The sequence below is a fragment of the Pandoraea pnomenusa genome (genome assembly GCF_040391475.1).
GTDB classification, from domain to species: domain Bacteria; phylum Pseudomonadota; class Gammaproteobacteria; order Burkholderiales; family Burkholderiaceae; genus Pandoraea; species Pandoraea pnomenusa_C.
This window is the reverse complement of sequence record NZ_JBEBXS010000006.1, coordinates 87,434-100,135: the sequence shown is the minus strand read 5'-3', so window position 1 is coordinate 100,135 and position 12,702 is coordinate 87,434. Positions and strand designations below refer to the sequence as shown.

The window sequence follows — 12,702 nt, the reverse complement described above, 5'->3', positions numbered from 1 at the left end:
CCTCGTCAGTCCGGATTCGGCGAAAGGACGGGGGCGCGCTCGGCAAAGAAGATACCGTGCGGCGACCGGTTCACGGCAATGCGGTCGACCAGTTGGCGCGTCGTCAGATCGATCACGCCAACATGACGTGCAAATCGGAAAGTCACCCAAAGATACCGCTTGTCGGCGGACAATTCCATATCGTCGGGGCCCGGCATCAGGCCGGTGATGTCCGCCACCTTCGTGAGCGACTCGTAATCGAGAATGCTGATCGTGCTCTCGACACGGTTGCTTACGGCGATATGACGGCCGTCGGAGAGCGAGCGGAAGTTGTGTGCGCCACGACCGGTCTGGATTCGCTTGACGACCTTTTGCGCGCGCCAGTCGACCACGGCCACGTCGTCTTCGCCGGTCATGCCGACGAGCAGGTACTTGTCGCCAGGCGTCATCCACAGGCCGGCGGGGGTCTTGCCCACGGGCATGCGCCACTTCACGGTCTGCGTCGCCAGGTCGATGGCCGCCAGTTCGCCCGAGTCCTGCAGCGTGACGAACACGGTCTTGCTGTCGGACGAGAAGGTCATGTGACTCGGCGTCTTGGCCAGCGGGACACGCTTGACGACCGTCACGTTCTCACCGTCGTAGCGATACACGTCCACGCGATCCAGACGCAGCGCTGCCGTCACGAACCACTTGCGGTCGGGTGAGAAGCCAAGCTGATACGGGTCGTCGATGTCCGCGACCTGGCGTTGCAGCTTGCCAGTGTTGGGATCGAGGAACATCAGGCTGTTCGAGACCGAGTTCGCCACGATCAGCGAACGCTTGTCGGGCGTGATCATCAGGTGGTGCGGCTCTTTGCCCGTGGGCATCGTGCCGACGACCTTGTGCGAGGCCTGATCGATCAGGGAAAGCTGGGCGGCGCCGGAGTCGAGCACGATGACCGTGCCGGCGTTGGCGGAAAGAACCGGGAGGGTGCCGGCGACCAAGGCGGTGAGCGTCGCGAGGGTGCGCGCCCGGCCGGTCAGCCAGGAAAGCTTGGAGGGCTTGAGAGAAAACACCATGAATGCCTTGGGTGGGGCGAAAAACGGTGACGTGCGCCGGTAAGCGACACGTCGAGTCTCACGTTAAACGCGCCACGCGGCTCGTCCGTTGACAAGAAAATGGGACGAAAGTGTGATTTGGCGGCCGGCGGTCATCCGTCTTGGGACGGGGCACGCCCGGTGGCGCCATCCCATTGGGCGAGCAGCGCCAGAGCCTCCTGGGTCCAGTCCAGCCAGCCTTGCTCGTAGCGCACGCCCAGCCGCAGGATATGCCGTTGCAGCGCGGCTTCGCGCGTCGGTGGCTCCGCCTCCGGGAAGTCGCGCGCTTCAATGGCCCGGTAGGCCGCGAGCTTCTGGGCATGGATGCTGGCCCGGCGTTCCAGTTCGGGCCGCAGGCCGAGCGGCCCGATGGCGGCGTCGGCACGCAGGCGTACCATCAGGTCGTCGCGCAGGTCGGAGGGGGCAGTATCGGTGGCGACCCACGCCAGTAACTCGTCTCGGCCGGCGTCCAGGACCCGGTAGACGCGCTTGCGGGTACGTCCTCCGTCGGGCGCCGCCATCGAGTCGATCCAGCCCGAAGCCTCCATACGCGCCAGCTCGCGGTAGATCTGTTGATGGGTGGCGTGCCAGAAGAAGCCGATCGACTTGTCGAAACGGCGGGCGAGGTCGTACCCCGAGGAGGATTTCTCCAGCAACGAGGTCATCAGGGCATGGGCGAGCGGCATGTCCGGCAGTGTAGGGACTCTATTTCTACTATGCAACCCGTTGCATAGTTGCCGGTCGCCGCTTAGAATCGCCTCAAACTATGCAACCGGTTGCATAACCGGACGACTTGCCCCCAAACCCCCACGGCGCCCGCCGGACGAGGAGAGACAACGATGAGCGGCTATCCCCACCTGATGCAGCCCCTGGATCTGGGCTTCACGACGTTGCGCAACCGTGTATTGATGGGATCGATGCATGTCGGGCTCGAAGAGGCGCGTAACGGCTTCGCCCGCATGGCCGAGTTCTACGCGGAACGCGCGCGCGGCGGTGTGGCGCTCATGGTGACGGGGGGTATTGCACCGAACGACGCCGGGCGTCCGTATGCAGGGGGTGCGAAGCTCAGTACCGAGGAAGAAGCTGACAAACACCGTGTGGTGACGGACGCCGTGCATGCGGCAGGCGGCAAGATCGCCATGCAGATCCTGCACTTCGGGCGGTATGCCTACCACCCCGATCTGGTGGCGCCGAGTGCCTTGCAGGCGCCGATTACCCCGGCCAAACCGCGTGAGCTGTCGGCAGACGATATCGAAGCCACCATCGACGACTTCGTGAACTGCGCGGCGCTGGCCCAGCGCGCCGGTTACGACGGCGTCGAGATCATGGGTTCCGAAGGCTATCTGATCAACGAGTTCATCGCGGCGCGCACGAATCATCGTACCGACGCCTGGGGCGGCAGCTACGAGAACCGCATCCGCTTTCCGGTGGAGATCGTCCGGCGCGTGCGTGCGAAGGTGGGGCGCGAGTTCATCATCATCTACCGTCTGTCGATGCTCGATCTGGTCGAAGGCGGCTCGACCTTCGACGAAGTGGCGCAACTTGCACGCGCGATCGAGTCGGCCGGCGCCACGCTCATCAACACCGGCATCGGCTGGCATGAAGCCCGAATCCCGACGATCGCCACCAGCGTGCCGCGTGCGGCGTTTGCCTGGGTGACCGGCAAGCTCAAGGGGCATGTCGGCATCCCGCTCATTACGACGAACCGGATCAATGTGCCGGAAGTCGCCGAGCAGATTCTCGCGGACGGCGAGGCGGACATGGTGTCGATGGCGCGTCCGCTGCTGGCCGACCCCGAGTTCGTGAACAAGGCTGCTGCCGGTCGGGCACAAACCATCAATACGTGCATCGGCTGCAATCAGGCGTGTCTGGACCACACGTTCAGCGGAAAGATCACGTCGTGTCTGGTCAATCCGAGAGCCTGCCACGAGACGGAGCTGCGCATCGAGGCGACCGGGCGCGCGCGCCGCGTGGCGGTCGTCGGTGCCGGGCCGGCAGGTCTGGCGGCGGCAACGGTCGCCGCACGTCGCGGCCACGACGTCACGCTTATCGAGGCCGATGCCGAGATCGGCGGCCAGTTCAACATGGCCAAGCGCATCCCTGGCAAGGAAGAGTTCTTCGAAACGCTTCGGTACTTCCGTCATGAGCTCGATGCGACGGGCGTCAAGGTGCAATTGAATACGCGTGCCACGGTGGCGTCACTGGCCGACGGCGGTTACGACGACATCGTGCTGGCCACCGGTGTGGTCCCGCGCACGCCCGACATCGAGGGCATCGATCACCCGAAGGTGCTGAGTTACATCGACGTATTGCGTGGCGGTGCGCCCGTGGGCAAGACCGTGGCGGTCATCGGCGCCGGTGGCATCGGCTTCGATGTCGCCGAATTCCTCACGCAGGCAGGCGAGAGCGCCACGCTGGTGCCGGAAAAGTTCTACGCGGAGTGGGGCATCGACCGGGATTACGCCCATGCGGGCGGCCTGAGGGTGCCGGCGGCCCAGACGTCGCCGCGCAAGGTGTACCTGATGCAACGCAAGACATCGAAGGTGGGTGACGGCCTCGGCAAGACCACCGGGTGGATTCACCGGACGTCGCTCAAGCATCGTGGCGTGGAGATGATTCCTGGCGTGACCTATCGCCGCATCGACGACGACGGGCTGCACGTCACCATCGACGATGCGCCGCATGTGCTGCCCGTTGATAACGTAGTTTTGTGTACCGGACAGGAGCCATTGCGCGAATTGGCGGATGGCCTTCGGGCGGCGGGGGCACGCGTGCACATCATTGGTGGCGCCGACGTGGCGGCAGAACTCGATGCCAAACGGGCGATCAAGCAGGGGACGGAACTGGCCATCGACCTATAAGTTCGGGGGGCTCGCCGGCGGCGGCAGATCGTTGTGCGACAATCACGCCTCGTCGCTCGACGCCGCCTGCCGGCATCGTTCCGATGTCAAAGCGTACGTGCCATGTGCCGGGCACGACGTTTGCGCGGCATGCCGCAGATTGCCTCCGCGACGGCGAGAAGACCGTAGCGGCTCGAGTGGGGAGTCCGTACCGTGTGGCCGACGGTGTCATCGTCAATGAAGCGCACGCCACTTTCCACCGTTTCGCTCGCCGGCCGTCTGCGAATCCAGAATCTCGCCCTCGTCTTCGTCGTGGTCGTGCTTTGCAGCGGCCTGCTCACGTTGGCATGGAACACGTACCAGCGTGCGAGCGACGCCACCGTCGCGCTCGACGCCCTGCGCGCCACGCTGCTTGCGATGGAAAAAGCCTCGGCCGAGCGCGGGCCGGCCAACGCGGTGCTCGGCGCCGATCTCCCCCTTCCGAATGAATCCGTCGTCGCTTTGCGCAATGCGCGTGGGGCGACCAATGAGCGCTTGCAGGAGCTGCTCTCGGCGCTTTCCGAAGCGCGCTGCGAGCAATGCGGCGGGAGTCTGCGTGCGATCGAGCGGGCACGGCTAGATCTCGCGGCGGCCAGCGCCAACGTCGACTTGCTGGCGCAGCGTCCGCGCGAGATGCGCAGCGACGCCGCGGTACGCGACGCCGTCGACCGTATGGTCCGCGTAATTGCCGATTTCACGCCGGTGGCGTCGTCTCGCATCAATGTGATTTCTCGCGGCGCCCCCGAGGCGCTGCATTTCATTGTGCTGGCGCGCCTGGCGGCCGATCTGCGCGAGTATGCCGGGCAACTCGGCTCGCACTTCACGGCCACGCTCACCACCGGCCATCCCCTCAACGAAGCCGATCAACGAAACCTCGAACGAACGCTCGGACGTATCGAGCAGTTGCGCGACATGATCTCGACGCGCATGACCGATTTCCCGGCGCTCAATCCGGGAACGCTCGGTGCGCTGAATGCCCAGTATTTTGCGGCCGGATTGCATTACGTGGCCACCGTGCGCACGTTGGCCGGGCAGCCGAACACGCACACGCCGACCACGGCCGAGTTCGCCCGCCAGTACGTACCGACGATGCGCGCCATTACCGATTTTCGCGACGTCATGCTGTCGCTCGCCCAGCGGAAGGTCGACGAACAACGCGCGTATGCGCTGCGGCTGCTCATCCTGACGGCATTGGCGAGCGTCGCGCTCGTGCTGGTGATCGTGGTCGTGCTGCGCAATTTCCGGCGCGGCGTGGTGCAACCTTTTGAAGCCGCGACCCGGTTCGTCGACGGGCTTGCCCAGGGCAACCTCGATGCGCTCGTGCCCGGGGCCGGTCTGTCCATGCGCCTGCCGCAGGTACGTGCCGTGTTCGATTCTCTGCGGGTATTGCGGCTCAACGCGGTCGAACTGACGGAATTGCGCCGTGATCGCGTGCGCCTGATGGGGGAACTGGAAATCAGCGCGGACACCGATCCGTTGACGCACCTGATGAACTGGCAGGCATTCGAGCGCCAGTCCCGTTCGCTGTGGGCGACGCCGTCGCCGGGGCATGTGGCGTTGATCAAGTTCGATATCGACAACTTCACGCAAATCAACGCGACCTACGGCCACGCGTTGGGTGACGACGTGCTGCGCCGCGTCGGGGCCGTCTGTCTGAACACCTGTCAGTCGGGGGACCTTGTCGCGCGGCTGGGTGCCGATGCGTTCGTCATTCTTGCGCGTGTGCTCGATGAGTCGCGCGCGCGGCAGTTCGCCGAGCTATTGCGTGGACGGATCGAAGCCACGGTGCTCAAGCTGCCGAATGGCAAGGTCCTGCCGCTATCGGCGAGCTTCGGTATTGCGATGGCGGTCCCGGAGACTTGCGATGCCAACGGCAGACCGGCGGGCGATCCGACCCGTATGTCCGCGATGTTGAGTCAGGCGGAGCGGCAGCTCCACGCCACCCGGCAGGCAGGGCATCACGCGATCGAATAAGGCGTCAGGGGCGTTGAGCCCACCGTCGCCTTATTCGTCAGCGCGTTACGCCCACTGCGGTGTGGCAGTGCCCAGCGCCAGGGCGGGCAGCGCCCAATCGACGGGCGTTCCCGCAATCGACATCGGCGTCGCGACACGCCGCACCGGCCCCCAGGAGGTGTCCTCGATGCGTACCGACAGATCGTCCGACGTTTCCGACGCGAGCGGTGTCGGAGCGGGATTGGACGTGCGATGCGAGACCAGCAGGCGGGCCGTTCTCGCCAGCGACGCACGTACCGTCGCGCCGACGCCTTGCGACTGACGCAACTTCAGCGCATGCACCGCCGCAGCCGCCATCAGGTAACCGGTGGCGTAGTCGAGCCCTTGCCCGGGCAAGGGCACCGGACGTTGCGCGCCCGTGGCCCGCATGCCAGCCTCAGCTATGCCGGCACTCATTTGCAAAAGACTGTCGAAACCCCGACGCGCGTGCCACGGACCGGTCCAGCCATAGGCGTCGAGCGAGACGTCGATGAGCGACGGATTGAGTTCGCGCCGCCGCGCGGCGCCGAGACCGAGTCGTTCGAGCGCGTCCGGACGGTAGCCATGCACGACGATGTCCGCGTCGCGCAACAACGCTTCGAGCACCGTGCGTCCCTCGGGGTGTTTCAGGTCCAGACGCGCACAGCGCTTGCCGAGCACGACTTCGGGCACGGTGCCGGGTTCGTCCCATCCCGGAGGATCGATGCGCAGCACCTGTGCCCCGAATCCCGCCAGGCATCGGGTGGCTGTCGGGCCTGCGAGAATTCGTGTGAGGTCCAGCACGCGAATGCCGCTCAGGGGGCGCTCGCGCATCGGCTGCCACGTGGTGCCACGTCTCGCCGATCCGGCATCGAAGGTCTCCCATTGCAGCAGCGGTTCGTCTGCGACCGCCAGTCCCTGTGGATGTTCGTCCCACGCGTCAAGGGTGCGCATGGCGGCGGCACATCCGCCTTCGGCGACGATGGCCGCTTCGAGCGTGTCCGCCTGCCATGTCGCAACCGTGCGCGTCACGGCGTCGCGGTCGGCCTCGACACCCAGTACGCGCAACGCGGCCGCCCGATGATGCGGGGCATTGGTGTGCAAGCGAATCCAGCCGTCGGCGGTGCGATAGTCGCCCGCGACCGGATCCCACATCGGCGGCGACGACCATCCCTGCGCCCGCAATGACGTTTGAAACCAGAACGACGCCAATCGCCGATCGACAGTCACCTGCGGCAACGCGGCAGGCCCGGTCAGCCCGTAGTGACCGGCGGCACCCGTCGTCAGTCCGGCGACGGCGAGCGTTGCCGCGCCAATCGCGGCCGTGGCGAAATCGGTGTAAGGAAATGCGCAAGGCAACGCACCGTGCCCGCTGATCCACATGTCGACGGGCGGTCCTCCCGCATGGGTGGCGTCGATGGCATGACACATTTCGTGCAGGTAGGGGGCGACGAAACTTGCGTCGTCGGCAAGCGGCACAGCGTACGCGGGAACGGTGAAAGGCATGGGGCGTCCTCGATGAGATCGATACATGACATCGCAATGCGTCGCGATGCGAGACTGCCGGCGCACTGAAGCTTATGCCGATGGATTTTATTGTCAATATTGATTAACTTAATCAATCTGTTGGCCATCCGGCCGCGTTCCGACGTCATCTCCCGCGGAAATCACGATGAATTACTTCACCGCAACACAGGCTGCCGAGCGCCTTGGCGTGTCACTGCAAACCCTTTATGCCTACGTGAGTCGGGGGTTGTTGCACGCGGAGCCGGGCAAGACGCATCGCGAGCGACGGTATCGAGCTGCGGACGTCGAGCGGCTGGCCGCCCAGCGTACCCGGGGGCGCAAGCCGAAGGAGGTTGCCAAGGCCGCGCTCGACTGGGGGATGCCGGTGCTGGAGTCGTCCATCACGTTGATCGAGGACGGCCGTTGCTATTACCGCGGGCGCGACGCGCTGACGATGGCGGAGTCGGCATCCGTGGAGGCCACGGCGGCATGGCTGTGGCAATGCGACGAAGCCGCGGCGTTTGCCAGGACCGACGACCTTCGGCGTGTATCGGACGACTGGCCCGCAGCGCTGCTCGAACGGTATCGGGGCCAACGCGCGGAGGCAGCGCTGCTGCCGACGTTCACCGTCGCGAGCGATGACGACGGCACCGCCATCTGGCAGCGCGACCCGATGCGGGTGGTGCAGGGCAGTGCGACGTTGTTGCGCCTGATGACCGCCTGCCTGCTGGGGACGGCACCCGATGACGCGCCGATTCACATACAGTGCGCGCGGGCGTGGGGCGTCAAAGACGTCGAGGGTACCGACCTCATTCGCATGGCGCTGGTGCTGTGCGCCGATCACGAATTGAATGCATCGAGTTTTACGGCGCGGTGCGTGGCGTCGACCGGCGCGAGTCTGCGCGCGGCCATTGTTGCCGGGCTTGGCGCGCTGACCGGTACACGCCACGGAGGCACCACGGCACGCAATGAAGCGATGTGGGACGAACTCGGCGAAACGGCCGTCGCCGAGCGCATGCGCGAGCGTCTGGCGCGGGGCGAGAAGCTGCCCGGTTTCGGCCACCATCTGTATCCGGCGGGCGATGTCCGGGCAAGCGCGATGCTCGCGCGAGTGCTGCCGTCGCATCCGGCCTGGCAGACGATGATCGATGCGGCAGATGCGCTGGTCGGTCAACGGCCGTCGCTCGACTTTGCACTGGTCGCGGTGCGCCGCCATCTGGGGCTGCCGGTGGGTGCGGCGTTCGGCCTCTTCGCACTGGGACGCACCATCGGCTGGATTGCGCACGCGAGGGAGCAGCGCGCGAGCACGCAACTGATCCGTCCGCGTGCCGCCTATGTCGGGGAACGCCCGGTGCCGCCACGGTGACGCCGGGCGCCGGCACTTCGCTCAGACGGCTGCGCGACGTCCGAATACTGCCCGGTCGCCCGCCCACACGAGCGCCATCGTCGCGCCCATCAGTGGGAAGACGCAACCCAGCGTGACCATGCCGATTCGCCAGGCGCGCATCGGCGGGCGTACCGGTGGTCGCGACGGCGCACCGAGGGCGCGCGCCGGGCGACGCATCCACCACATCACGGCGCCGGTCGCTGCCATCGCGAAAAGCCCCATGGAAATGAGCGCGCAGAGCCACTGATTGGCGACACCGAAGTACTTGCCCATGTGCAGCGACGTACCGTACGAGATCGCCTGTGCGACAGCACCATAGGCGTTGTAGTCGATGTCGAGCAGCACCTTGCCGCTGTACTGGTCGATATGCAGCGTGCGTTCGTCGCGAGGGTCTGCGGGGAAGTACGACACGGTGTAGACACCGTCGGCACTCGACGGCACGACCAGACTGTAGTCGGTGCGCACGCCGTGACTGGCGGCAATCGCCATGACCGCGTCGATCGGCATCGCGCCTTCTGCGCGCAGTCGGGCCGGCGACATGCCCGATGCGCTGCCCATACCTTCGTGCCCGGCATGCTCGGCGTGTCCACCACCGCCGCCGTGCGCCTCATGGGCCATGCCCGGCATCGCCCCCATCTGCGAGGCTGTCCCGATGGGGCGCGACGATTGCGGCACTGTCGTGTTGCCCACGGCCCACGGCATTTGCGCGATAGGCAGATCGTCCATCTTCATTGGCTTGTCCACGGTATGGGGCACTTGCGACTGCACCGGTGCCTTGCCCCATGCCCCAGGCGGCGAGCCCATGCCGGCCTGCGTTGCGAGCGCCTTGAACTGCGTGCCCCACGAGCCGGACCACGGGAGTCCCGTCAACACGAACGCCAGTCCGCCGACCGCCAGCCACAAGCCCATTACGCCATGCAGGTTGCGCCACAGCGGGCGGCCACGCAGTTGCAGGCGCGGGCGCAAGGCATTCGCCCATGTTGTACCGGCGCGCGGCCACCAAAGGGCCAGGCCGGTAGCGAGCATGACGAGCGTCCAGCAACCGGCCAGCTCCATGAGCAACTCGCCCGGCTTGCCGAGCATGAGCGAGCGATGCAGCGCACGCGCCTGCTTCATCAGCCGGTGCTCGACGCTCAACGTGCCGAGCACCGCCCCGGTGTACGGGTTGACGTAGACGCTTTCGCGCTCGCCGCCGGGCAGACGAAAGATGAATTCGGCACTGCGCGCGGGGTCGCGATTGACCTCGACGGAACTGATCTGCGATCCCGCCGGGAGGGCCGCCGCCGCGCGCTCCATCAGCGTTTGCTCGTTCAGGCGGGGTGACGAAGCCGCAGCGACGACCATCCGGTCGTGATAGAGCCACGGTTCGATTTGGGGCTGGAAGACGTAGAGCGTGCCGGTGAGGGCCAGGACCATGAGCCACGGCATGACGAACAGACCGGCGTAGAAGTGCCAGCGCCAGAGCGTTCGATATTGGCCGGCGGCGGTGGCCGATTGCGCTTCGCGCGCTTGGGTGTACGGAATCTGCATGGGGCGACGGATGCTGTCTCGAGTCGCCGCCGCGCGGCCATCGTGGCGTGGGCGCGGCAGCGCGCGCATACCGCCGTAGCGAACATCATGGACGTCGGACCGGCGGGGAGCGCGAATGAGGAACGATGCGATGACCGTAAACGGCAACGCATCGGACGGAACGCGAGATCAGGAAACGTCAGGCGGCGCGCGCGCAGGCGGCGTGAAGGCGAGTTGGACGTGCGACGTTCGGACCGTGGCAACCGGTCCGGCGCGTGCAATCCATGTGAACGAGACAGCGCCTGTGGGCGCAGGCATCACGAGCGGTGGGTGGTTGGCGAGCAACGAGCAGTACCCGCAGACGTCGCCGGAGCGTTCGTGCGACGCATGCGACACGTGAGTGCCGTGCGAAGGCCCGGCGTCGTGCGCTGCGGGTGCTACGGCCAGCGACGGCGTGGCGCCGTCAACACGACAGAATGCGGTGTCGAGCAAGCGTGCCTGTTCCGCGCGATGCGCCGCCAGCATCTGGCTCACTACCGGCATGCCCACGGCGAGCCACATGGCGGCGAGGCCGAGCCATGCGATCAGGCGTTTGCGGGTGGTGAGCGACATCTGGCGGAGAAGGGCGTGGACCGTGGCTTTCAGACAAGCCAGCATGCTATCACGAGCGATTTTTGAATCCGTATGTGTCGTGTAGGACGGCAGATACATTCGGACATAAATGACGACAGAGGCCCGGATATAACGTTACCTACGCGCTCGGCCCGCATCGAACAGGCCGCAGGCGTGTTGGCATCGTATCCCGGCCCGTGTGCCGGACCATCACTCAAAGAGGACAACCATCATGTCGGATCCGGTCAACCTTCGTCGCCGTCGCCTGCTCGGTACCACCCTTGCCGGGGTCACGCTCGCGGAACTCGGGTTTTCGTCACTGGCGCGTGCCGCGTCGTCGTCGCCGGTGGGTGGACATACGTCGTTCGAGGCGATCCGGCAGATCGACGCGGGCGATCTGAATGTCGGCTATGCCGAGGCGGGGCCGAAAAACGGCAAAGTCGTGATTCTGCTGCACGGCTGGCCCTACGACATCTACAGCTATGTCGACGTGGCGCCGCTGCTGGCCGCGCAAGGTTATCGCGTGATCGTGCCGTATCTGCGCGGCTATGGGTCGACGCGGCTGCTTTCGGCATCGGCGCCGCGCAACGGACAGCAAGCCGTGGTGGCCGCCGACGTCATCGCGCTCATGGACGCCCTGAAGATCGACCAGGCGATTCTGGGCGGCTATGACTGGGGCGCGCGCACCGCGAACATCGTGGCGGCGATCTGGCCGGAGCGTGTGACGGCGCTGGTGTCGGTGAGCGGCTATCTGATCGGCAGTCAGGAAGCCAACCGCACGCCGTTGCCGCCGCAGGCCGAACTCCAGTGGTGGTATCAGTTCTACTTCGCCACGGAGCGCGGCGCGCAAGGCTACGCTGCGAACACCGACGCGTTCAACAAGCTGATCTGGCAAACGGCGTCGCCGAAGTGGCAGTTCGACGACGCAACCTATGCGCGTTCGGCTGCCGCGTTCCACAACCCGGATCACGTGGCGATCGTGGTTCACAACTACCGGTGGCGTCTGGGCCTCGCGCAGGGCGAGGCGCGTTTCGATGCGCTGGAGAAGCGTCTGGCCACCGCGCCCAAAATCGCCGTGCCCACCATCACGATGGAAGGCGACGCGAACGGTGCACCGCATCCGGCCCCCTCGGCCTATGCAAAGCAGTTCACCGGGAAGTATCAGCACCGCAACATCGGCGGCGGCATTGGCCATAACCTGCCGCAGGAAGCCCCGAAGGCATTCGCCGAGGCGATCCTCGAAGTGGTGACGCTTTAAGTTGGCGCGAGGCGCCCGGCGATCACCGCCGGGCGCACGCTACTTGACGGTGTAGCCGCGTCCTTCCATGCAGGCGCCATACGCGTGCCAGTACGAGTCCATTTCCGACGTCTTGGCGTTTTGCGCCGCCTGCGCCTGTGCGGCATGTTGGCGGCGCGCGCGTATCCCGCCGGCCATGGCACCGGCGGTGGCGCCGACAGCGGCCCCGTGACCGGCGTCGTCGTGCGCGACGTCCCCGATGATCGCACCGGCAGCCGCCCCGCGTGCTGCGCCGCCGACGCGCGCGCCGGTAGGACCGTTTGCCGCAGGCGCCTGCTGCTGCGCCACGACGGCCGGGTCGACCCCCGTATTCTGCTTGGCCCAGGCATAGCAGGCACCGTCGTCGCTCGATTGCTTTTCGGCGCTTTGCCCATGCGCGGGATACACCGCAGGCTTCTGCGCGAAAGCCGGAATCGTCAACAGCGCACTCAGTACAAAAATGGCGGATTTCATGGAGATCTCCGGAAGGTTAGCGGCGGGGGCGAA

At 66.1% G+C, this 12,702-nt stretch carries 10 protein-coding genes; 4 read left to right on the top strand and 6 right to left on the bottom strand.

What is annotated here, in order from left to right; genetic code table 11:
- Positions 1–5: 5 nt before the first annotated feature.
- Complete coding sequence (locus tag ABWO90_RS08770; protein WP_353190828.1) at positions 6–1,037, bottom strand: YncE family protein; 1,032 nt, start codon at positions 1,035–1,037, stop codon at positions 6–8.
- 131 nt (positions 1,038–1,168) lie between these two features.
- Positions 1,169–1,741: a PadR family transcriptional regulator gene (locus ABWO90_RS08765; protein ID WP_353190827.1), complete on the bottom strand. Its 573-nt coding sequence runs from the start codon at positions 1,739–1,741 to the stop codon at positions 1,169–1,171.
- A 153-nt stretch (positions 1,742–1,894) separates the two neighbouring features.
- On the opposite strand from ABWO90_RS08765, the gene ABWO90_RS08760 reads away from it, so the two are divergent.
- On the top strand, positions 1,895–3,916 hold the full coding sequence (locus ABWO90_RS08760; RefSeq protein ID WP_353190826.1) for an NADPH-dependent 2,4-dienoyl-CoA reductase: 2,022 nt from the start codon (positions 1,895–1,897) through the stop codon (positions 3,914–3,916).
- A 216-nt stretch (positions 3,917–4,132) separates the two neighbouring features.
- Positions 4,133–5,908: a GGDEF domain-containing protein gene (locus tag ABWO90_RS08755; protein ID WP_353190825.1), complete on the top strand. Its 1,776-nt coding sequence runs from the start codon at positions 4,133–4,135 to the stop codon at positions 5,906–5,908.
- 45 nt (positions 5,909–5,953) lie between these two features.
- Here the strand turns inward: ABWO90_RS08755 and ABWO90_RS08750 are convergent, their stop codons facing one another.
- A complete protein-coding gene (locus ABWO90_RS08750; RefSeq protein WP_502922575.1) occupies positions 5,954–7,411 on the bottom strand; it encodes a CoA transferase in 1,458 nt (485 codons plus the stop codon).
- 166 nt (positions 7,412–7,577) lie between these two features.
- Between ABWO90_RS08750 and ABWO90_RS08745 the strand changes: the two genes are divergently transcribed.
- Positions 7,578–8,777, top strand: coding sequence for a citrate synthase family protein (locus ABWO90_RS08745; RefSeq protein ID WP_353190824.1), 1,200 nt, complete (start codon positions 7,578–7,580; stop codon positions 8,775–8,777).
- Between the two features lie 21 nt (positions 8,778–8,798).
- On the opposite strand, the gene ABWO90_RS08740 is transcribed toward ABWO90_RS08745, so the two are convergent.
- Both ABWO90_RS08740 and ABWO90_RS08735 read right to left on the bottom strand, forming a co-directional pair.
- Complete coding sequence (locus ABWO90_RS08740) at positions 8,799–10,328, bottom strand: PepSY-associated TM helix domain-containing protein (protein ID WP_353190823.1); 1,530 nt, start codon at positions 10,326–10,328, stop codon at positions 8,799–8,801.
- 168 nt (positions 10,329–10,496) lie between these two features.
- Entirely contained in the window at positions 10,497–10,964 is a 468-nt protein-coding gene (locus ABWO90_RS08735) for a DUF2946 domain-containing protein (protein WP_353190822.1), read from the bottom strand.
- A gap of 187 nt (positions 10,965–11,151) precedes the next feature.
- Between ABWO90_RS08735 and ABWO90_RS08730 the strand changes: the two genes are divergently transcribed.
- On the top strand, positions 11,152–12,177 hold the full coding sequence (locus ABWO90_RS08730; RefSeq protein ID WP_353190821.1) for an alpha/beta fold hydrolase: 1,026 nt from the start codon (positions 11,152–11,154) through the stop codon (positions 12,175–12,177).
- A 39-nt stretch (positions 12,178–12,216) separates the two neighbouring features.
- Here ABWO90_RS08730 and ABWO90_RS08725 read toward each other — a convergent pair whose 3' ends face one another.
- Positions 12,217–12,669, bottom strand: coding sequence for a glycine zipper domain-containing protein (locus ABWO90_RS08725; protein WP_353190820.1), 453 nt, complete (start codon positions 12,667–12,669; stop codon positions 12,217–12,219).
- Positions 12,670–12,702: the final 33 nt, after the last annotated feature.

Bases quoted from the DNA above. Each gene is read 5' to 3' on its own strand.
- ABWO90_RS08755 (WP_353190825.1), top strand. From the start codon at position 4,133: ATGAAGCGCACGCCACTTTCCACCGTTTCGCTCGCCGGCCGTCTGCGA.
- ABWO90_RS08740 (WP_353190823.1), bottom strand. From the start codon at position 10,328: ATGCAGATTCCGTACACCCAAGCGCGCGAAGCGCAATCGGCCACCGCC.
- ABWO90_RS08770 (WP_353190828.1), bottom strand. From the start codon at position 1,037: ATGGTGTTTTCTCTCAAGCCCTCCAAGCTTTCCTGGCTGACCGGCCGG.
- ABWO90_RS08725 (WP_353190820.1), bottom strand. From the start codon at position 12,669: ATGAAATCCGCCATTTTTGTACTGAGTGCGCTGTTGACGATTCCGGCT.
- ABWO90_RS08730 (WP_353190821.1), top strand. From the start codon at position 11,152: ATGTCGGATCCGGTCAACCTTCGTCGCCGTCGCCTGCTCGGTACCACC.
- ABWO90_RS08760 (WP_353190826.1), top strand. From the start codon at position 1,895: ATGAGCGGCTATCCCCACCTGATGCAGCCCCTGGATCTGGGCTTCACG.
- ABWO90_RS08735 (WP_353190822.1), bottom strand. From the start codon at position 10,964: ATGCTGGCTTGTCTGAAAGCCACGGTCCACGCCCTTCTCCGCCAGATG.
- ABWO90_RS08765 (WP_353190827.1), bottom strand. From the start codon at position 1,741: ATGCCGCTCGCCCATGCCCTGATGACCTCGTTGCTGGAGAAATCCTCC.
- ABWO90_RS08745 (WP_353190824.1), top strand. From the start codon at position 7,578: ATGAATTACTTCACCGCAACACAGGCTGCCGAGCGCCTTGGCGTGTCA.
- ABWO90_RS08750 (WP_502922575.1), bottom strand. From the start codon at position 7,411: ATGCCTTTCACCGTTCCCGCGTACGCTGTGCCGCTTGCCGACGACGCA.